Genomic DNA, 21045 nt, shown 5'->3' with positions numbered 1-21045 from the left:
TGAGATAATCTGTAACGAATTGATAAGGTTGGCGTCTGATTCTTTAAAATAGGGAGGCGAAGAGTGTGAAAAGTATTGGAATATTGCTCACTGTATTCTTGCTTGTTTGGTCAATGCCTCTAGAAAGAGAGGTACGTGCGTGTTCGTGTATGGAACTTCCTTCTGTTTCAGAAGCTAAAGAACAGGCAGATGCTGTGTTTTTAGGCACGATTACAGAAATTACGGACGTGGGTATACAAAGAGAAGCGACAATCGACGTACGGGAAGCCTGGAAAGGGGTAGATACTAAAACAATCAAGATCTACACGGGTTTTAACGATGGAGATTGTGGACTTCCAATCGAGAGTGGGGAAAGCTATCTGTTTTACGGAACAGATCGGAGCGAGGGAAGAGATGATGGTTTTCTGACAAGCGACATATGTAGTAGAACAACGGCCGAGGCGAGCGCAATGGAAGATTTAAAAGAACTTGGTGTCGGGAAGAAGGAGTTTACCCAAGCAGAACCAAGCTCTTTCGCGGATGGTCATTCTAGATGGATCATACCAAGTATTTTAGGTTCGATTGTTTTTCTGTTTATCCTATATTGGATCATTCGTAAAAAACGAAACTAGATTCCATTATAAGAAAGGGATAAAGCGTTGCAATGGGCTTGCAGCTGGTATGAGCTTCTCAATGTCCTTCAAAGCAATCGGGAAGTAAGGGAATCCCCATACGTATGGTGTGATTTCGTACAATTGGAAATAGATAACGAGTGACGTATCCGCTAAGTAAAAGTCTTGGTCTCTTCTGATTTCAGTGAACGGTGGATCGAGTAGATCTATATCCCACTCCTCAATCTTTTTGCGGATTCGATCAGATAAAGGCTTTTCATAATCTTGAGGACCTAATAGATCATAGAGGGAATATTTTTTACCTGTTTGAGTATCAAACGTCAACGCTTTCACGACAGTCATTCCGTGTGCGCCGCCTGTAAAGGAATAAGCAATGAGTGTGAGGCTCAACAAGTTTCGTTCATTTGTTTTAATCTCGAAATATACGATGAGTTCAACAAGATTCGGATCATAGTAATTTTGGTCAATGAGTAGCTGGTTTAACTCATTCCGGATTTGCGTGTTGAGACTATGTTGCACGACAGGAAGTTGGGGAAGATGGACTTCTGGATAAACAATGGAGATGGAAGGTGAAGGATTAGGTAATTGGCGCGTTGTAATAAGTACAGGTACATTTTTCAAAACATCATCCTTTCTTCAATGCATCATTTTATGCAATTCAATTCAATTCATTCCACAGCCTGTTGTTATCCAACAAAAAAAGACGGAGTACGCTGCTTGAGCGCGTACTCCGCCTTTTTCATGTAGGGTTATCGTTTCTTACTCAGTTCATCGTAGATAAGATCGATATTATAGTTCAAGTATTTCACGTAGGTATCGATTTCTTCACCTGGATCACCGATTTCATCGGAATAGATGAACTTCTCTGCCATGGGTACCCCAGTTTCCTTCGAAACAGTCTCCATTGGACGCGTATCGACGTTGGATTCTACAAATAATACAGGAACTTTATGTTCTTGGATGAAGTGAACCAAGTCTTTAATCTGTTTCGGTGAACCGTTTTCTTCTGTGTCAATCTCCCAAATATATGCTTCCTTTAGGCCGTAGTGGTCATTCAAATACTGGAAAGCACGTTCACTTGTAACAAGCGTCCGGTTTTCTTCAGGAATGTCATTTATCCGCTCTTCATATTCTTTGTCGAGTTCTTTCAAGCGATTTACGTACTCTTCACCCCTCTGCCTGATTTTTTCGCTGTCCGTTGGGTGTTTTTCAATCAGCACTTCTGTAATCTTTTCTGCCATAAGGACACCTACAGCTGGGTCGATAAAGGCGTGAGGGTTGATTTCTTCTTCACGACCGTCTTCGTCAGTTAAGTATTTAGGTGTCACTTTTTCTGTCAAGTTGAAGATGTTTTCATCTTTCTGGTGAACAGAGTCTGTCATCTTTTTGAACCAACCTTTGTCACCGCCTTCTAAGTTCAGTCCGTTATAGAACAAAACGTCAGCGTCTGTAGCTGCTTTAATGTCATTCGGGAGAGGCTCATATTCGTGGGGATCTGTTCCCGAAGGTACCAAGTTATGGACATCGATATAATCACCGCCGATTTGGCGAGCCATGTCTGCAATGATTGTAAATGAGGTTACCACTTTCAACTTTTCCTTTCCGTCAGGTGCAGATGAATTATCTTTGTCGCTTCCGCATGCTGCGAGTACGAATGCTGCCATCAATGACAATCCCATCCAAGTTACAAACTTTTTCATAAGCAAAATCTTCTCCTTTTGTTAAAAAAATAAAATAGTAATCCTCCTAAAGAAATGAGGGAAGTGTACTCGGTGTTCTGGTTAAGCTGCAGCGTCTTGTTTTCCGTGGGATTTGAACATCTGAGTAATCAATCCTTGCTGCGGTGAAAATAGGAACGCTAAAACGAAAATAGACGTTGTTGCAAGTGCGATCACCGGTCCAGATGGCATGTTATACAAGAAACTGAAATACAAGCCGATGACTGATGATAATGCACCAAAGAAAGATGCCAGCACAACCATCGTAGATAGTCGATTTGTTAACAAATATGCCGCTGACGCTGGTGTGATAAGCATCGAAACAACAAGAATTACACCGACCGTTTGCAAGGATGCAACTGTTACAAGTGTCAGTAAAAACATGATCGCATAGTGTATGAATCTTGTATTCAAGCCATAAGCAGCTGCCATTGTTTCATCGAAACTGGAGATGAGGAGCTCTTTGAAAAACAGTGCGACCGTTGCGATTACAATAGCTCCGATGACGAGCGTGATCCACATATCGGAATCTCGGACGGACAATACATTACCGAATAGGATTTGGGTCAAGTCAGTGGCACTACGGGCTTTAGTGATTAAAATAATTCCGAGTGCGAAGAATGCTGAGAAGACGATTCCGATTGCAGAGTCACTCTTAATGCGACTGTTCTGACTGATTGCACCTATACTAAATGCGGTAAGTACACCGGTTAACACGGCACCATAGAAGTAATTGATGCTGAGCATATAGGATATCGCAACACCTGGTAGTACTGCGTGAGAAATCGCATCTCCCATTAGTGCCATCCCTCGTAAAACAATGAAGCTGCCAATTGCACCGCAAATGATACCTACCATTACGGAAGTGATAAATGCTTTTTGCAAAAATGCATAGTTCATCAGATCATGAAAAAATTCCATTACATTTGAACCTCCAAATCGTCAAACATTGTCATCGGCCGTTCATAAGCACGAGTCATATTCTTTTCACGGAATACTTGCTCAACTGGACCTGCGTCAATCAGTACGTTATTCATCAAAATCAATTCATCAAAATAACTTTTCACCTTAGACAAATCGTGGTGTACGACTAGGACGGTTTTACCTGCATCTTTAAGCTTTCTTAAAATGCCGATGATTACTTCTTCGCTTGATACATCAATTCCGACAAAGGGTTCATCTAGGAAAAAGTAATCCGCTTTTTGAGCAAGGGCTCTCGCTAAAAAGACTCGCTGTTGTTGACCTCCTGACAATTCACCAATTTGACGATCAGCAAAATCTTGCATGCCTACTTGTTTCAGACATTCCTCAGCCCAAGCTTTATCCGCTTTGCTAGGTCGGTGAAATAGTCCAAGCTTAGGATACGTACCAAGAAGTACAGTATCTTTTACTACAATAGGAAAGTTCCAATCGATGTTCGAACGTTGTGGGACGTATGCAATTAGCTTCCGCACCTTATCAATCGATTGCGAACCGATTTGTGTAGTTCCGCTGTCTCTTCGTATTAAACCCAGCATTGCTTTCATAAGAGTGGATTTACCCGCTCCATTCGGACCTAAAATCCCAATTAAACTGCCGGGTGCAAATGTAAATGAAACATTGCTAACGACTTGCTTTCCTGAATATGAAACGGAGATATTACTCGCAGTGATCGATTCTGTCATTCCAATTCCTCCTGAACTGATAAAGTAAAGTTTCCCGTGTGCAACTTTTTGTGTAGTATTGCCTCACTTTATAAAAAGTGAAAGCGGGTTTACTTATTTTTTCACATTATGCATAGTGTTTCGAAAGAGTTCTTAATAGTAGAATACATCAATATGTTTCCTTAGTGCAACTTTAAGTTTCCCATGTGCAACTTTTTATAGTATATTCTATGCGTGCTAGCATGTAAAGAGTAAAAACCCAGATTATTTCGAGTGGTTGCTATTTTTGCAAAAAAAAGTGTGGTCCTGCACTTTGTTGAGTGTTTGATTGATAAAACCTACCGCGACAGGGCATCTCCTTCGAGATGCCCTGTTTGCGTTGGAGTGAACGGCCATTCTCCGGTAAACTAGAGAAAGAATGAATTGAAGAGGGGCGAACTAACTATGAAAATATTCCACACAGCAGATTGGCATCTAGGAAAAGTGTTGCAAGGTGTATCGCTCATTGAAGAACAGCGTTTTGTGTTAAATCAGTTCACCGATGCCGTTAAAGAGGAGAAGCCTGACGTCGTCATTATAGCTGGTGATCTCTATGACCGCTCTGTGCCACCTGCAGAGGCTGTGAGTTTGTTAGATGAATTGCTATGGAAGTTAACAGTGGACTATAAGACACCGGTTCTTGCGATTGCGGGGAATCATGATAGTCCAGCACGTCTACAATTTGGAAGTCGTCTCATGCAAGCGAACGGTCTACATATAGTGGGGAAACCTTCTGAACGTGGGGGAGGGACTACTGTTCAAGTTGAGGATGAGTTTGGCCTCGTCCAGTTTCATCTGATTCCTTTTGCAGATCCGTCTGTTATCCGCAACTTGTCAAAAGATGAAGGAGTTGACAGTCATCATCGTGCGATGGAGTCTGTTATTCAGCAATATGGAGCGCTCGATCCTTCCATTCGTCATGTTGCAATTGCTCATGCATTCGTTACACCTCTTGGGGAGCCGGAAGAAAATACGAGTGATTCTGAACGTCCGCTATCGATTGGCGGAGCTGAATATGTAGCTGCTGATTTGTTTAAACACTTTTCTTACACGGCGCTAGGACATCTGCATCAAGCACACTTTACGGGAACAGAACAAATCCGTTATTCTGGATCGCCGATGAAGTATTCAATATCTGAAGAAAATCATCATAAAGGATTTTTAGTCATTGATCTGGACGAAAAAGGTGCAATAAAGGTTGAAAAGAGGGTTTTAGTCCAAAATCGGGATATTAGAACGGTTAAAGCAACAATGGCAGAACTATTGCTAGAGGAACCTAGTGAAGATTATGTATTCGTAAAACTGTTAGATGATGCTCCGGTGTTATTTCCTATGGAAAAAGTGCGTTCGGTGTATCCAAATGCCATGCACGTGGAACGTGTTGTGAATCGTTCACTGCCTGAACAAGCGACATCTCGGGTTTCCGATATCGAGCGGTTGGATGACCGCGCGTTATTCAATGCATTTTTTGAAGAAATCACCGGGTCATCACCTGACCAGGAAACGAGGACAATCGTGGATGAAGTATTGCAGGAATTGTTAACAAAGAAGGGAGAAGCATTATGAGACCGACTCGATTGACGATGACGGCATTTGGACCCTATCGTGGTACAGAAACAATTGACTTTACGATTCTTAAAGAGCATGGATTATTTGCGGTTTCAGGTGCAACAGGAGCTGGGAAAACCACAATATTTGATGCAATTTGTTTTGCCTTATATGGACAGGCTAGTGGCGAGGATCGAACTGATATCCGCGCACTGAGAAGTGATTTTGCACAAATCGATTTGCAGACTGCAGTCGAGTTGGAATTCGTTATTCAAGATCGTACGTATCGTGTATTTCGCCAAGTTCCTTATACAAAAAAGGGGAATAAGAGTGAAACTAGCGGTCGTACAGAATTTTTTCAGCAAACAGACGAAGGTGAAATACCAGCTGTAGATCGTCAAATCGTTTCCGAAGTGAACAAAAAGATTGAAGAACTTATCGGATTTACGATAGCACAATTTAGCCAAATCGTAATGTTGCCTCAAGGTGAGTTCAGGAAATTTTTAACGTCTGATACGGAAAACAAAGAAACGATATTGCGTAAAATTTTTAAAACTGAACATTACCGAGAAATGGCGGAGATTTTAAAAAAGAGAAAAGATCTTGCGATGAGTGAGCTGAACACGGCACGTCTTTCGATGGAACAAATTATACGTCAGTTGCCTTCGAGTCTTCCGGAGCGAGAATCGTCCCTATTTGAAACACTTCAGGCAGATTCCATCCATCCGACACGTTTAATGGAAGGGCTAGAGCAAGAACGTATTCATTACCAAACTTCAGCTGATGAAAGCAATGCACAATATCGAAGGGCATATGAAGCACATGAAAAAGCTCAGCAAGCGTTCTCTAATGGAACTGCACTCAACACTCAATTTGAACACTTAGAACGAAAGATAAGCACAATGCAACTGCTGACATCACGTGAAACTGAACTGAATGCCGACCGAACACGACTCCAAAAAGCAGAGCAAGCTGTTCAGATAGAGCCAAGTGAAAGACGTTCAGTTGAAGCGACTGATGATATGAAGAATCGTCAAAAGGAATTACAGCAAGCGACGTTAACACTTGAAACAGCTAAGGAAGATGCTGTTAAAGTGGAAGCTATTTTTAATGAAGAAATGCAAAAACAATCTGAAAGACAACAAAGCGCGGAACGACTTTTTACCCTCCAACACTTCTTACCGACCGTAATGCAAATAGATGAGAGAGAAAAGCAAATTTGCACGCTACAGAAGCGCGTTGATGATGGACAGAGGGAACTTGTGGATATGAAGTCATCAGTAAAAGTAAAAATTGACAATGTCCAAAGCTTAAAGTTGAAAACAGAGACACTTGAAACTGAATCTGAAGGCTACGAACAAGTATTGGATGAACTAACAGATGCACGCAATAAGTCTGATTTACTGAAGCGTCATAGTGACCGTACTAAAACAATCGAGCAACTGACAGCTGAGTTGAAGCTGAAAAAGGAGCGAATGGAGACTACCCGTAGCCAAGCAATTGAAACTGAAACTAAGTGGATTGCAAATCAAGCTGCCCTTCTCGCAGCGACCTTGGAAGAAGGGATGCCATGTCCAGTTTGCGGAAGTGTGCATCACCCGGCAGTTCAGCTGAAATCTCAAGAGTTTCAGCTAACTAAAGAACAATTAGAGTTCGAGAAACAGACCGCAACACAAGCGTACGAACAATATAGAGCTACTGATTTACATTTGACAAGTGAACGTACGGAAGTTTCAAGAATTGAACAGCAATTAGGGGGAACACCGAATCCTGATACGTTACTCGTCAGTAAACAGCACGTACAACATTTGGAGAAAAGGCTTCTTCAATTGAAGAGCAATCGTGATCGTTTGCCCACTTTAAAACAGCAATACACGGAGGCAAATGACCAGCTGCTGGCACACGAACAAGCAATTGCAGAAAAAGAAAAAAGTGACTATGTCACACGTGCAGAACTTGAACAAGGAAAAGCGATTCTTGATGAATCTTTGAAGACAGTTCCAGAACAGTTTCGCTCAATACAGGCGTTGCAAATGGAAATAAGAAAAGAAGAAAAAAATAAAACGTTGCTTGAACGGGCCTGGGAACAAGCTAGAGAGCAGCGTCAGTTCGCAATGGAAGCAGTCTCTAATGCTCAAACAGCTGTAACCTACATGACAAAATCCGCTGAAGATGCAACGGTTAAGCAACAAACAGCAACAAGCTCATTTCATGCAGCTATTAAGGAGTCAGTTTTTGAAGATCAGACAGATTACCAACAGTGCAAGCTACTTTCTGAACAGCGGACAGCACTTACTCGAAAAATCAACGAATATGACGTTGAAATCGAGACGACAAAACATGCGATTTCTGAATTGAAGGAGCAAGTGGCAGGGAAACAAAAAGCGGATCTAGTAGTACTTCGCAATCTTACTGAGCAAAACAAGCATGCCTACGAACAAGCGCTAACGGCGTATCATTATGCTTCAGAACTTGAAAAGAATGCAGCTGAACTGCACTTGAAATTGGAAGATTTAATAGGGGCACAAAGTGGACTTGAACAAAAGTGTGCACGATTGACTGAACTTCATGACTTAGTCCGTGGGAATAATGATCGTAAACTATCATTTGAGCGATATTTGCAAACGGAATACTTAGAACGGATTTTACATGCTGCAAATGGAAGGTTAAGCGAATTGTCTAACGGTCAATTCCAGTTATTACGAAGTGATCGTCAGGAAAGTAGAGGTCGCCAAAGTGGTTTAGGAATTGACGTATACGATGAGTACACAGGGCAGAATCGTGATGTGAAAACTCTTTCTGGTGGAGAGAAATTCAATGCATCACTTAGTCTAGCACTTGGAATGGCTGATGTGATTCAAAGTTTCCAAGGTTCGATTTCAGTAGACACTATGTTCATCGACGAGGGCTTTGGTTCATTGGATGAAGAATCCTTGCAAAAAGCGATTGATACACTTATCAGTTTACAAAAAGCCGGCCGGATGATTGGTGTTATTTCTCACGTTGCTGAATTGAAAGAAGCGTTTTCGGCCGTTTTGAGAGTGGAAAAGACGAAAGAAGGACACAGTTATACCCGTATTGAAATCCACTAAACGCTCATGTTAACCTCAGCATTTGTTCAAATCGCGACTTGCTTTTTTTTGAGTCGCGGTTTATGATGAGGTTCTGCAATATATCGCATACGTTTTCAGTCATCTTAGGAGGTATTTCAATATGGATCGGAAGTTACCGTTTTCATCTTTAGTCGTCATTGGAACGATGTTATTCGCACTTTTTTTTGGCGCAGGAAATCTGATTTTCCCTGCTCAGCTTGGTCAGGAAGCAGGTACGAATTTTTGGCCAGCAGTCATCGGGTTTCTCATTACAGGGGTTGGATTACCTTTTCTAGGAATTCTAGCAATCGGTTTTTCTGGTAGTGCCAACTTGCAGGATCTCGCAAGTCGCATTCATCCCCTATATGCGATTTTGTTCACGTCGGCGCTTTATTTAACAATTGGACCATTTTTCGCAGCACCACGAACAGGAGCTGTTGCGTTTGATATCGGGATTGCTCCATTCTTGAATGGGGCTGATCCATTGATTCCGAGACTAATATTTACTGCGTTGTTTTTCGGAATTACAATTTGGCTGTCGTTGAATCCACAAAAGATTGCCGATCGGGTCGGAAAGATTTTGTCGCCAGCGATTATTATCTTGTTACTTGTTTTGTTAGTTGTCGCATTATTTTCACCGATGGGGTCATTCCAAGCACCGAGCAGCACATACCTTTCAGGTGCATTTGGTAATGGGTTTACAGAAGGCTACAATACAATGGATGCCTTGGCATCACTGGTCTTCGGAATCATCGTCATTACGATTGTCCGCTCAATGGGTGTGCAGTCTAAAAAAGGGATTGTCGGGGCTACTTTTAAGACGGGAATTGTTGCTGCGGGATTCTTAGGAATCTTGTATGTAGGAATCGCGTATCTTGGCGCAAGTAGTGTTAGTTCACTTGGCATGTTGGATTCAGGAGGAGCAGTATTAACATCTGTTGCCACTCATTATTTCGGACAAGCTGGTCTTGTGTTGCTGGGAGTTGTCATTTTACTAGCGTGTTTAACGACAAGTATTGGCTTGATGACAGCATGTGGAGAGTATTTCCACACACTCATTCCTGCATTGTCTTACAAAGTGATTGTCATCACATTTACGGTATTCTGTTTCATCGTCTCAAATATCGGATTGAATAACATCATTACGTATTCAGTTCCAGTTTTACTATTTTTATATCCGCTTGCAATTACGCTTATGCTCCTCACATTTGTTTCGCCACTCTTCGGTCACGCTCGTATTGTTTACGTTGCGGTAACAATCGTAGCGATGCTTATCAGTGTAGTTGATGGGTTGGCTGCACTTGCAGATACACTGCCAGGCGGACAGTTAGGGAAACTGATCGAGCCGATAACAGCGTTCTATGGAAAAATACTTCCGTTGTATGAGAATGGTCTAGGTTGGTTAATTCCTACATTGATAGTCATTGTTGTGTTCGGTGTGATCGCTCGAGTGATGGGCATGAATTCAAAGCAATCGTTAAGCGCAGAAGAATAATTTCTACAATATGGTGCTACAAAAACTAATAGTAGAACTAAAAACCGGTCCCCTAATTTTTAGGGAGACCGGTTTTTAGTTGTTCAGCGATTGGAATTCGTTAATGGCACGTAGCCAGTTCCCTCGCATAATAGATGATGCTTGGTCAGCACGGTTGTGTTTTAACATATCGATAATTTCTTCATGCTCATCAATAGACTGCTCTGTCAAAATGATTGAGTTATGGAAGAAAAGTCGTCTAACGTGCACTTGAAGTGAAGACGTAATCGATGTGATATACGTGTTTGCTGCAGCGTCAACGATGACCTGGTGGAAAGATTCGTCAATTTTTAAAGCTGTAAAATAGTCTTCGCTTCGTACAGCTTCAGCAAATTCCTTGTTTAGACTACTCAACACATCTATCGTCTCTTTTGAGATGGTAGGTGCAGCTAACTCAGCCGCAAGCGCTTGCATCGCAGCTAGAGGTGGCAACAAATCATTGATGGAATCCCGTTCGACTTCTGTGACTTGGGTGGCTTTTCCGGGATACATTTTAACGAACCCTTGAACTTCCAAAAGTTGAAGGGATTCGCGTATAGGTGTTCGGCTAACTCCAAGAGCCTGAGCTAGTTCGCTATCGATTAATTTCTCTCCAGGCTTCAACGTTCCATCAATAATCCATTGTTGGAGCTGGTTGAATGCGCTTTCTTTTGCAGTTTGACGAGCTGGTTTTGTATGGTTTTGTGGTATTGGCATTCCGTTCACCGTCCTGATTTGACTTTCTAAGTCTACTATACATTACTTTCCTGCTAGAGTGAACAACTTGAGATGAATCTTTCCGACAACTGTAATAATCATCTTTTAATTGTAACGGGAATGGTGGTTAGCTGTAATATTACTGTAATGTTGGGCTGTTAACCTATACACAGACTTAAAAACAAGGGAGCGGAGCTTTTGAAGAAACTAATTTTCACGTTTATCTTAGCTACGGCACTAATGGTCAGTGGAACACATGAAAGTTCAGCAGCAGCGTCTACGTACAAAGTGAAAAAAGGCGACACACTATATAAGATTTCACGGATGCACAATGTTTCTGTTAATAACTTAATGAAATGGAACGGTATCAAATCCTCAGTGATTTATCCGAACCAAACATTGAAATTAGTAAGCGGTGGTTCAACTACTGCTTCAAAGAAACCGGCTAAAAAGCCATCACGTTCAGACGATGACACTGTGAAAAAGGAGTTCATGGCGAACTCATCAGCATACACAGCTTCATGTAAAGGGTGTTCTGGAATTACAAAAACAGGACTTAACTTGAAAAAGAATCCTTCATTGAAAGTAATCGCAGTAGATCCTTTAGTGATTCCACTAGGCTCTAAAGTGCATGTTGAAGGATATGGATACGCAGTTGCAGGTGACGTTGGCGGAGCTATCAAAGGAAACAAAATTGATGTATTCATGCCATCACAAAGTAAAGCGGTCCAGTGGGGACGTAAAAATGTACGTGTGAAAGTATTAAACTAACCTCAAAAAATCAAACCAACCGGTTAATCGGTTGGTTTTTTATATTCCCCAAATGGTACACTATCAATCATAGAAGGAGTGATTATTTTGGATATTTATATCGTAACTGGTGCTTCAAAAGGAATCGGTGAAGAATTATATGAACAAATTCGGAAAACGGATTCACTAGTAATTGGGATTGCACGTAGTAACCCAAAAGGCTATGAAAACTTTGTAGAATGCGATTTAACGAGTCAAGAGGCAAGAAAAGGACTGATGGGGCGTTTGTTGACTCCTTACCTTTCAACAGCTAAATCATTTACACTCATTAATAACGCAGGCACAGTAGAACCAGTTGGGAAAGTTGGAGGGCTGTCAACAGATGCTCTACAACAAGCTATTGAATTGAATTTGACAGCTCCAATTGAATTGTCCAATGAATTCATTGGTGTATTGAGTCAGTCTAAGGCGAAAAAACAAATCATAAATATCTCTTCAGGTGCAGGCCGTAATGCATATGAAGGATGGGGAATATATTGTACGACGAAAGCGGGACTTGATCGGTTTTCAGAAGTTGTCCGGTTAGAACAACGACGTGTCGAGCATCCAGTAGGAATTGTCTCTATAGCACCTGGAATTATCGATACAGGTATGCAAGAGACGATTCGATCGAGCGATGTAGATGGGTTCCCGATGCTTGAGCAATTTATCAATTATAAAGAAGAAGGAAAGTTGAGAAGTGCAGAGGCGACTGCACAGTTACTAATTGAGTGGATAGAGAAAGAGGATCTGACGTCAACTGAAGTGATTGCGCGACTTAGTTGAGGGATCGGACGAACATGTGTGACATGGAAAGAGCATTGCGAAAAGCAATGCTTTTTTTGTTCGACAATAATGCGAAAAAGTGATTTGGGATTAGTTGGTTATATGGTATAGTTGGATAAAAGTGAGAATTTCTGAAATTTCTGTAGTCAATACTTGGATCAGGTGGGAGATAACTTATTTTGATAGAGGAAAATTAAAAATAAAGTAAGGGATCTGTGAGTTTACATAGCGGATGTTTTGAGAATAAGGGGGTCCAATAATCTTGGGCTATCAAAAGGCATATGAGGTTTCAGAGCGGAAGCGAGTTATTAAGATTATTGTTTACTTCTTGGCAGTAATTAGTTTGTTAATCGTTGCATTAGTAGGTTACGGAGTCTATTGGGCTTTCTTTGATATGAAACGTTTGCCGGAAGGAGAGTTTCTTACGGAAGAGAGATCGCCTAATGGAGAGTATACGGTAAAAGCATATGTGACTAACGGGGGAGCCACTACGCCGTATTCAGTTCGCGGGGAATTGGTATTCAATGAAAAAAAGAACAAGACCAAAAATATCTACTGGGACTCGCGTGAAGAGAAAGCGGAAATCGCTTGGAAGGGTAATCATACAGTAGTTATCAATGGACATGAGTTGGATGTACGGAAAGACAAATATGATTTTAGAAGGCGGTGAGGATGCCCATTTTCACCTAGGATTACTTGTTGAAGCTAAGATAGTTCATAGAAAATGCAGTATAAGAAGGTCATCAAAGCGAGGAAAGCAGAGCTTCTTTGTTTAATTGTCTTGAAAGTGAAGAAGTTAAATACCAGATAAATGAGAAGAATAATATTTTGATTAAACATAAAGATGCAGATACAGCTATTACCAGATGCGTATAAAAACAGGCATTGATTTTCTTTGAAGAATAGTTACATACTTCATCAAAAGAAATGTTCTGAGCATATTAATGAATAGGATTATAGCTGTTTAAATAAGGAGGAGCGAAATGAAGAAGGTATTTGAAGCAATGTATGATGGTCATCGAATACAAGTCGAGAATAGGTGGTTTGCTGGCGAAAAGTTGTATGTGGATGGAGAATTGCAGGATGAAAATATAGGCTAAGCTCTTAGAGGGACGCTGAATGGGAAATTAAGAACTAATAATAATGAATTGAAGAGTATAAAAGTAACTCTGGGCGGGTTTTTTAGTATTCATTGTAAAATCTTTATCGATAATGTATTCGTTTCATCATACAAAATTTGAATCATTAGATTATTATTTTGAAATTAGTTATAGGTAATGTTGTAAGCATACAACAACTTTCAGCAAACGGGCAGATTACTAATATAACTTAGAATGAGTGAAATAATGCGTTCTGCAAAAATAAATTTACTTGGTATCTTAATAATGATAGTCTCATTATTTTTTTTCAAAATGAAGAAGGAATTAGACTTTATGGCACGGAAATATTTATTTTAGCTTTTGGCTTTATATTTAAAAAAACTGGATTATTTATAGAAAGTAATATTATTTAAATTAAGGGATTGTGGCTGAATCGGTGGCATTAGCTGGATAACAGCCGCTCTTCAAAAGAACCATTTTGTCTTAAAAGTCCAAAACAACAGGATGAGATATTTATGTCTTTCGTTTAACTGCAATTGTTGTGTATCTTACCATGCTTGTTATTTTTCATAGAAATTTCTAGTTTTGACCAAGTCCATGCTAATTTTAAAACTCTGATGGATAATTCGAATATAAATGTATCTGGGGGGAGTTAATTGAAAAAGGTTTTAGTAGTCATCCTAACCATGTTAATAGAAACGGTATTGTTATGGGCTGTTTCTATATTCATTGGGTGGGATTTTATGGAGACGATTTTCTTGGGAGGGTTATTGATATTTGCAATCCCTTGGCTTTATTTATTTTTTTCGAATCATGAGCAGAATGTATATAATGCTAACGTAAAAGGAATGACGGGTGCGGACATAGGAGGAGTAAAACTGTTTCAATTTCGTTTTTCACCAATCATTATAGGATTAGTTTTGTTTATGATAATAAGTTTGTTTTTGACTATTTATTATTACTATGATTATTTTATTTAATTGTATGTATGCTTAATCGAAAAAACATTTATGTATAGTGCAATTTGAAAGTACATAGCATGCAAGCAAACCTGGCGTTGCAACTGTATATGGAATTATAGCCTCAGCAGGCAAAGTTAGACCTGGATAGTACTTATTTCTGACTCAAGCATTATGCACGCAAAAGCTCCAAGTCAAGTTGAACATTGTGTGTTGCAATTGCAATCTTGCGTATTATATTTTTGTAAAATACGGTCAATTCTTTTAAGGGGATGAATCCAATAAATAGTGCAAAAAAATATTCTATTTTAATTTGTATACTTCTTATTTGTACTTTATCGGCCTGTAAGCAAATCGAGCAATCTCACGAAGAGGTAAATTTGGAAAATGAACAACAAAATATATCTTATACTTTTAAAAATCCTAAAACGGGGCAAGAATTCAATATTATTCATGCTTACTTGTTATATGAAAATTATTTTGCAACTGTAAAAAATCAGCCAGACGAAACGCTTTCCAAGTTATTTCAACAGGAAATTATCAAGCCAGTACAGGAAGCCTGTTTTGAAGATGCAGAGCTTGCGGATTCTATAAGTCTAACTGGGATGATAACTAAAAGAAGCGAGTTTGAACGTGTACAGAATCAAATTGATAAAATGAATACAGATCAATTAAATGAAGTATTTGAGGAATCGCTAGTTAAATCCTCAGATGTCCTCCCAACAGATAAAGAAACAACTGTATGTATATTTCTTGAAAATGAAAACTTCCCTTCCGATATGGCGACAATTGGGGCAGGAAAAATCATCGTCTACTACAACAGGTTTCATAAATACTTTAAATCAGGCATGTCCCATGAATATCATCATAGTGTCTGGCTCGAAAAACATTTGGAGGAAAACGAGTTACTGACAGGATTAGATCATTTAACATTGGAAGGGGAGGCTGTGATGTTTGAGACTCTCGTGTATCCTAATTTAAATACTATGTATGCCTTATTGAATGAAAGTTTTAACAAAGAGCATTGGAGTAAGATTGAACCATATCTTGAAAGTCCTGCTGGGCAGGAGATTCTAGAAATGAAAATAGGCGGCTCTAATGGTATCCCGAATTCCTATGGATACAGCGAAGGATACAAAATGATCAGATCTTACTTAGAGTTGCATCCGGATATGCCAGTTGAAGAATGGACCATTAAAGATCCCAAGGAAATATTTGAAGAAACGAATTACATAGCTAACTATAGGTAGATGTTTTATTAATAGTTTACGGATAGGGATTCTTGATTAAGAATTGATGGCGTTTATTACGAAAAATCCAGGCTTTAATCAGGCCGTTTCTATTGTGTATAAATGTAGTTTAAGGCTATGAGTGGTGAAAATATTGGCTTCACAAAAGAACAGTAAATGGTCACTTGTTTTAAGTATCGTAGGTGTAATTGTATTTAGGTTGAGCTATCTTAAATCTGAAAATCCAACTTTTTTAGAAAAGGTTGTTATTGGAATATTTTTCTATCTGGAATTGTCCTTATGATAGGCGGAATTATTTTAGGTGTTTAGGCAATTAAGAGAGAAGAGAAGGGATAGCTTAAGTATCTAGGATTTTCAGTAATAATTCTCTTCATAATTAGTTTAACTTTACCACTGTTGCTGATGGCTTTATGAGGATTTGGAGGATAGCATATAAATTGAAATTCCTCAATCGTGGTCAGTTAATGAATTAGGATTGATCTTCAGACGGGTCAGGATACTTGAATAACAAAGGACGAATAATAGAATTTTTCGGAAGTAGGGAAGAAAAATGATTGAATTAAGAAAAATTACCCACGATAATTTTGAGGCAGTGTTGAAGTTAAGCATAACAGACGAGCAGAAAGGAAATGTGGATTCCAGCATATATTGTTTGGCTAGAGCCTATGTAAAGATACTCAACGACGAAAAACCTCCTATGATCTTCGCTATATGCAACAATGATGAAGTCATAGGATATGTCGATATTGGATTTTACAAACTGGCGGAAAGTTCAATTTTACATGAAAAATATGGAGATAAATCTACTTATGGACTTAATCGCTTTATGATTGATAAAAAGCATCAAGGCAAAGGATTTGGCAAACAAGCAATGATGAAAGTTATTGATTATATAAAGTCGTTTCCACAAGGAAAAGCCGATGCAGTTTCTATATCATATTGGATGGTAAACGAAGCCGCCCGGAAGTTGTATGCGTCTGTCGGTTTCGTTGAAACAGGAGCGATATGGGACGGACAAACAGGGGGTAATTGGAATGCAGAAAGAAAAGATATAGAGTATGCAGAAGTTGGTGCCAGACTCGGATTATAAAGCTAACAATTTGAATAGTGCATCGTACATAAGACCAACTATGCGAAGTCAATAGCAAAAATGCGAAAAGAAAGCACAACATTAGCCGTGCAAAAAAGTGCATGCTTCTGCGAACCGTAATGTAGAGCAGTTTACTTCAATAACAATCTTCAGCAATCGGGCGCAATTCTTGAATAGGGATCTGCGCCCCGTATTGAAGAATTGGGCCATTATCTAACATGTAAGTTGTTGCTTTGCGCTCCAGACGGAACGCTTTCCGAGGGGCGTGGCTTGAGCCTCCTCGGTCGCTAAAATCTTGCGCCCTGTGGGTCTCAAGGCGAGTGCAAAGATATGCTCTCAACGCTTTGCTATTGTTCGCAAAAGCCGTTCTTCGTTACGGCTTTCGCTGATCCCTTCAGAGTCGTCCGTCTTCCGCTCCAAGCAACGGAGAGTAGGATTTATAAAGGATACATTCAAGAAACGGGCAAAATTTTCGGGAAAAATACAGGAGTGATCATATGGTTGGAATGAAAAAGGCATTAATTATAGTTGATGTACAAAAGGCTTTTGAGAACCAAAAGTGGGGTGAACGTAATAACCTCAACGCGGAAGAAAATATCAGTCGCATTCTAAAATTATGGAGGAAGAAGGGCTGGTTGGTGATACATATAAAACACACCTCCGATAATCCTAGCTCAGTATTTTATCCGAAGAATGAAGGCTTTGCCATTAAAGAAATAGTAGAACCTATTGGTGAAGAAGTAGTCATTGAAAAGAAAGTAAACAGTAGTTTTATTGGTACAAATTTAGAAGACTTTTTAAGAGTAAATGAAATATCACAAGTTGTTATTACTGGTTTGACTACGCCACATTGTGTATCAACGACTACAAGAATGAGTGGAAATTTAGGTTTTGAAACATATCTGATTTCTGATGCAACAGCTGCTTTCGGCTTGAATGATCAAAATAATATATATTATGATGCTGAAACTATACACAATGTATCTCTAGCTACATTAAATGATGAATTTGCTACAGTACTTACAACAGATCAATTGATTAATGATTTTCTAGTCTAACTTTATTAATGGACCGATTCTTGCGTAAGAACCAGCGCCCATATTACATATAAGGGACATTTAATTGAAGAACAGATGAGTACCGACTTTCCTTTCTATAAAAGTGTTTCACTAAACTAAAATAATAAAAACAGGGCAAAGCCGCCTGGTACTTCTAGTAGTAGGTTCAATTTGTGAAAAATGTACATTTATTTGTTATTCTCTAAAATACTGCGAATTTTATTTGAATAGGTTCCGTCTAAAGAATCAAAGGTATATTTGAAATTGGACATACTGGCTTTTTTCGGAATCCCCATGTCAACCCATTGCCGGTCAAGCTTTGCAAGAATAAACCGGGAGTCTGCTTCATCGTTATCATCTTCATTGAAATTAATTGGGCTTACTCCGTTATCTCCCAAATCAATTTTTGTACTACTATCTAATTCTATGATGTAATAAAAGTCACCTTTCGAGGGACCAAAGAATTGTTTTTTTCCATAAATGCCTGTGGTAATTTTAGTAATATTATTGAAGTTGTATTGCTTTCCTTGAGGTACTAGGAAAGAATGGTTAATAATTTTATTTTAAGTAACAACCGCTACATCCGTGACAATAGCATAAAACAACATAATGTTAACTATGCAGAAAATGGGAAATACTATTCTTCGATGTTTTTTAAAAAATCCAGAAAACCATTTTCTTGAATCTTTATTAAGAAGAAGGAAAAGGGCAAACAATAGGTAAAGCTCATATATAAAAATAAACTTTGATGCAGGAGATTTAAAAATCAACAAAAGGGAACTATCAAGAACAAATAATTTTTCTTGGATAAATGAAATAAATGCCATAATGGCTAGGAATAAAATTAGCACAGTAATTATACCGAATAACCCAAATACGATTGATTTTAACGCTTTCATAAATACGGCCCCCAGCTTGTGCATTTGTTTAATAAGGTATTGCCTTTAATATTATAGTGTAAATTCTGGGCTTTGTAGATGGTTATTATTTACAGATATAATTAAAATATAAAACCACTATTTAAGCAAAACGGGTACTTTAGTAAAATTTCCGGAGAAGTCATTTTAGCTTCCTTTGCATTTCTCCATATTCCAAAAAAGGGCTCAATTGCGGCATAGCGGTGTTCTAGAATCGGACCAGATTGTCGGACATTAGGAGGGATTCAAATTAAAAAATTTTATGTAGCTTCTAGCTTTAAGAATATAGATATGGTTCGCCTTGTAAGTATGCGAATAGCAGAGAGTGGATTCGTTCATACGTATGACTGGACAAGGAATGAACGGGCATCAACGATTGAAGATTTAAAAGAAATAGGACTTCAAGAAAAAAATGCTGTATTGGATGCTGATTTTATAATAGTTATATTGCCAGCAGGAAAAGGAAGCCATATTGAATTTGGAATTGCACTCGGTCAAGGGAGAAAAATATATCTTTACTCGCCAAATGAGGATTTAAATAACTTTGAAACAACGAGTACATTTTATCAATTGTCAGGTGTCGAAATATTAACTGGGACAATTGATGAGTTGATAAATAAAGTTACAAAGGATCAGATGACATTCAACTAACGGGTGCGATTCTTGTAGAAGGGACCTGCACCCTATTCAGTAATAGGGTTATTTTGTTTAGGCTAGGAGGGGAAAAAATGAATGGGAAAAATGAGACTAATAGTAAATCAATTATTTCGCTAACTCTTGGTATCCTTTCAATCCTGGTACCGCTAATTGGTTTAGTTCTTGGTGTTCTAGGACTTGTATTCTCAAGAAGTGCTACAAAGGAAATAGTTAAAACAAATGAGAATGGTAAAGGTTTAGCGACTGCAGGTTTAATTTGTAGTGTGGTAGGGATAGTCATTCAATTATTTGGTGTGTTGGGTCTTATAGCTTTCAATTCCTTAACTACTGTTGGTTAGTCAATGAACTTAGATACCATCTCGTAAAATGTGCTATAAACGGGGGCTTTAACTGTACAACAATGTTCAAGAATTGGGCCATTATGTGAGTGAAGGATAGGTATGGGGGCTAGCTATTAGATAATAGCTGTGCTCCCCGATGATAAATTTAAAATACTGAGATGAATTTTTTATTTGTATTGGATGGGTTTTATTGGTAAAACAAACTGAATAATTAGTCTTCCGTGGCGCGTTGATACAAAGGAGGTGAAGGAAATGAGGAAAATGTATGGGGTGTATATTCTACTTGGTATCTTATCTTGGACTCTGATGTTTTCAGGGATCTTTAAATGGGCGGGAGTTCCAACTTTCGATAAGATTCTAACTGCTGTTTTAGGTGAACCAACTGCTATTACTAACATTCTGGCAATTGTAATCACTGGAGCCATCGCTGCATTAATTATTACTGCATGCTTAAAGTTAACAAGGAAAGTAGGCAACGCATCAGTTTAAATTAACTTTATTAGGTAAAAGGGCGTCACTTTAAATGGGAAAAGGCGCCCTGTTAATACAAAAACAGCGCTATTCATGCATAAGGATCACACAACAATCAGGCCATTTTGTTAAAGCGGATTCTAAATAGTTATTACAGAAAATGGATACTGATAGGAGTTAATAATATGCAATTCGAGTTATTTAAAGATGAAGTTCAGGATTTGTTGGATTTATTAACTAATAATGAATGGCACTATCATTCAGGTGGTATTCCTCAAAGAGATAAAGTGAAAGCAGCTATAGGAAATGGATATTATTCCGATGGTCGAGAAACTTTTTGGTTGATAGATGTTGATAAAAAAGTTGGAATTATAGTTATTGAAGATATAGACGACACGATCCCCCTTTTCGATATTCGCTTAGATGCTAAATATCAAGGAAAAGGATACGGAGTGAAATCACTCAAATGGTTACAAGATTATTTGTTTGGTAAAAGAAAGAAAATCCGTATTGAGGGATATACAAGAGCAGACAATCATCCTATGAGAAAATGTTTCACTAAAGCAGGATTTGTTAAAGAAGGTTACTTAAGAAATAGTTGGGAAAACGAAGGTGATACTGTATCCGATACTGTCTTATATGGTGCAATATTTGACGATTGGCAATCAGGGAAAATCACTAATATTAAGTTAAATGAAGTACCATATTAAGATATTAGAGAAGGTCGCAACGAAATAAACGGGAGC

General features: G+C 38.8%; 21 protein-coding genes. 15 read left to right on the top strand and 6 right to left on the bottom strand.

Annotated elements, in window-relative coordinates:
• The first annotated feature begins 65 nt into the window (after nucleotides 1-65).
• Entirely contained in the window at nucleotides 66-611 is a 546-nt protein-coding gene (locus N693_RS0117665) for a hypothetical protein (protein WP_025786159.1), read from the top strand.
• Between the two features lie 6 nt (nucleotides 612-617).
• Here N693_RS0117665 and N693_RS0117660 read toward each other — a convergent pair whose 3' ends face one another.
• The 4 genes from N693_RS0117660 to N693_RS0117645 form a co-directional block, all read right to left on the bottom strand.
• Entirely contained in the window at nucleotides 618-1232 is a 615-nt protein-coding gene (locus tag N693_RS0117660) for a DUF3298 and DUF4163 domain-containing protein (protein ID WP_025786157.1), read from the bottom strand.
• 128 nt (nucleotides 1233-1360) lie between these two features.
• The gene (locus N693_RS0117655) at nucleotides 1361-2311 is read right to left on the bottom strand and encodes a metal ABC transporter solute-binding protein, Zn/Mn family (RefSeq protein WP_025786155.1); all 951 of its coding nucleotides are present in this window, start codon (nucleotides 2309-2311) and stop codon (nucleotides 1361-1363) included.
• Between the two features lie 81 nt (nucleotides 2312-2392).
• Nucleotides 2393-3250, bottom strand: coding sequence for a metal ABC transporter permease (locus N693_RS0117650; RefSeq protein ID WP_025786154.1), 858 nt, complete (start codon nucleotides 3248-3250; stop codon nucleotides 2393-2395).
• Entirely contained in the window at nucleotides 3250-3993 is a 744-nt protein-coding gene (locus tag N693_RS0117645) for a metal ABC transporter ATP-binding protein (RefSeq protein WP_025786153.1), read from the bottom strand. Before N693_RS0117645 ends, N693_RS0117650 begins: the two co-directional genes overlap by 1 nt.
• Before the next feature lie 423 nt (nucleotides 3994-4416).
• Here N693_RS0117645 and N693_RS0117640 point away from each other — a divergent pair, with 423 nt between their 5' ends.
• The 3 genes from N693_RS0117640 to brnQ all read left to right on the top strand — a co-directional run bounded on the left by N693_RS0117640 (nucleotide 4417) and on the right by brnQ (nucleotide 10146).
• Nucleotides 4417-5577 carry an exonuclease SbcCD subunit D gene (locus N693_RS0117640; RefSeq protein WP_025786152.1) on the top strand — a complete coding sequence of 387 codons (1161 nt, stop codon included), beginning with the start codon at nucleotides 4417-4419 and terminating at the stop codon, nucleotides 5575-5577.
• Nucleotides 5574-8651: an AAA family ATPase gene (locus tag N693_RS0117635; RefSeq protein WP_025786151.1), complete on the top strand. Its 3078-nt coding sequence runs from the start codon at nucleotides 5574-5576 to the stop codon at nucleotides 8649-8651. The genes N693_RS0117640 and N693_RS0117635 overlap by 4 nt, the downstream gene beginning before the upstream one ends.
• A 121-nt stretch (nucleotides 8652-8772) precedes the next feature.
• A complete protein-coding gene (gene brnQ, locus N693_RS0117630) occupies nucleotides 8773-10146 on the top strand; it encodes a branched-chain amino acid transport system II carrier protein (protein ID WP_025786150.1) in 1374 nt (457 codons plus the stop codon).
• Between the two features lie 75 nt (nucleotides 10147-10221).
• Here the strand turns inward: brnQ and N693_RS0117625 are convergent, their stop codons facing one another.
• On the bottom strand, nucleotides 10222-10881 hold the full coding sequence (locus tag N693_RS0117625) for a GntR family transcriptional regulator (RefSeq protein WP_025786149.1): 660 nt from the start codon (nucleotides 10879-10881) through the stop codon (nucleotides 10222-10224).
• A 198-nt stretch (nucleotides 10882-11079) separates the two neighbouring features.
• Here N693_RS0117625 and N693_RS0117620 point away from each other — a divergent pair, with 198 nt between their 5' ends.
• The 7 genes from N693_RS0117620 (at nucleotide 11080) to N693_RS0117580 (ending at nucleotide 17913) form a co-directional block, all read left to right on the top strand.
• Nucleotides 11080-11652 (top strand): 3D domain-containing protein, encoded by a 573-nt coding sequence (locus N693_RS0117620; protein ID WP_025786148.1) that lies wholly within the window; start codon nucleotides 11080-11082, stop codon nucleotides 11650-11652.
• Between the two features lie 87 nt (nucleotides 11653-11739).
• Nucleotides 11740-12456 carry an SDR family NAD(P)-dependent oxidoreductase gene (locus tag N693_RS0117615; protein ID WP_025786147.1) on the top strand — a complete coding sequence of 239 codons (717 nt, stop codon included), beginning with the start codon at nucleotides 11740-11742 and terminating at the stop codon, nucleotides 12454-12456.
• 262 nt (nucleotides 12457-12718) lie between these two features.
• Nucleotides 12719-13126, top strand: a complete 408-nt coding sequence (locus N693_RS0117610) for a DUF5412 domain-containing protein (RefSeq protein ID WP_025786146.1) — start codon at nucleotides 12719-12721, stop codon at nucleotides 13124-13126.
• Between the two features lie 1086 nt (nucleotides 13127-14212).
• A complete protein-coding gene (locus tag N693_RS0117600; protein ID WP_025786145.1) occupies nucleotides 14213-14536 on the top strand; it encodes a hypothetical protein in 324 nt (107 codons plus the stop codon).
• 359 nt (nucleotides 14537-14895) lie between these two features.
• Nucleotides 14896-15765: a DUF2268 domain-containing putative Zn-dependent protease gene (locus N693_RS0117595; RefSeq protein WP_051508782.1), complete on the top strand. Its 870-nt coding sequence runs from the start codon at nucleotides 14896-14898 to the stop codon at nucleotides 15763-15765.
• Between the two features lie 550 nt (nucleotides 15766-16315).
• On the top strand, nucleotides 16316-16855 hold the full coding sequence (locus N693_RS0117590) for a GNAT family N-acetyltransferase (RefSeq protein ID WP_025786143.1): 540 nt from the start codon (nucleotides 16316-16318) through the stop codon (nucleotides 16853-16855).
• A gap of 497 nt (nucleotides 16856-17352) precedes the next feature.
• The gene (locus N693_RS0117580; protein ID WP_025786141.1) at nucleotides 17353-17913 is read left to right on the top strand and encodes a cysteine hydrolase family protein; all 561 of its coding nucleotides are present in this window, start codon (nucleotides 17353-17355) and stop codon (nucleotides 17911-17913) included.
• Nucleotides 17914-18476: 563 nt separating this feature from the next.
• On the opposite strand, the gene N693_RS0117570 is transcribed toward N693_RS0117580, so the two are convergent.
• The gene (locus N693_RS0117570; RefSeq protein WP_025786139.1) at nucleotides 18477-18812 is read right to left on the bottom strand and encodes a hypothetical protein; all 336 of its coding nucleotides are present in this window, start codon (nucleotides 18810-18812) and stop codon (nucleotides 18477-18479) included.
• A 309-nt stretch (nucleotides 18813-19121) separates the two neighbouring features.
• Between N693_RS0117570 and N693_RS0117565 the strand changes: the two genes are divergently transcribed.
• The 4 genes from N693_RS0117565 to N693_RS0117550 all read left to right on the top strand — a co-directional run bounded on the left by N693_RS0117565 (nucleotide 19122) and on the right by N693_RS0117550 (nucleotide 21009).
• Nucleotides 19122-19481 carry a hypothetical protein gene (locus N693_RS0117565; RefSeq protein WP_051508781.1) on the top strand — a complete coding sequence of 120 codons (360 nt, stop codon included), beginning with the start codon at nucleotides 19122-19124 and terminating at the stop codon, nucleotides 19479-19481.
• 77 nt (nucleotides 19482-19558) lie between these two features.
• Nucleotides 19559-19825, top strand: a complete 267-nt coding sequence (locus tag N693_RS0117560; protein ID WP_025786137.1) for a DUF4190 domain-containing protein — start codon at nucleotides 19559-19561, stop codon at nucleotides 19823-19825.
• A gap of 255 nt (nucleotides 19826-20080) precedes the next feature.
• Nucleotides 20081-20317 (top strand): hypothetical protein, encoded by a 237-nt coding sequence (locus N693_RS0117555; protein ID WP_025786136.1) that lies wholly within the window; start codon nucleotides 20081-20083, stop codon nucleotides 20315-20317.
• Between the two features lie 167 nt (nucleotides 20318-20484).
• On the top strand, nucleotides 20485-21009 hold the full coding sequence (locus tag N693_RS0117550) for a GNAT family N-acetyltransferase (protein ID WP_025786135.1): 525 nt from the start codon (nucleotides 20485-20487) through the stop codon (nucleotides 21007-21009).
• The last annotated feature ends 36 nt before the right edge of the window (nucleotides 21010-21045 follow it).

This window comes from Sporosarcina sp. D27, from assembly GCF_000586555.1.
Lineage (GTDB): Bacteria > Bacillota > Bacilli > Bacillales_A > Planococcaceae > Sporosarcina.
The sequence above is the reverse complement of the archived record's forward strand: the minus strand, read 5'-3'. Positions and strand labels throughout refer to the sequence as shown.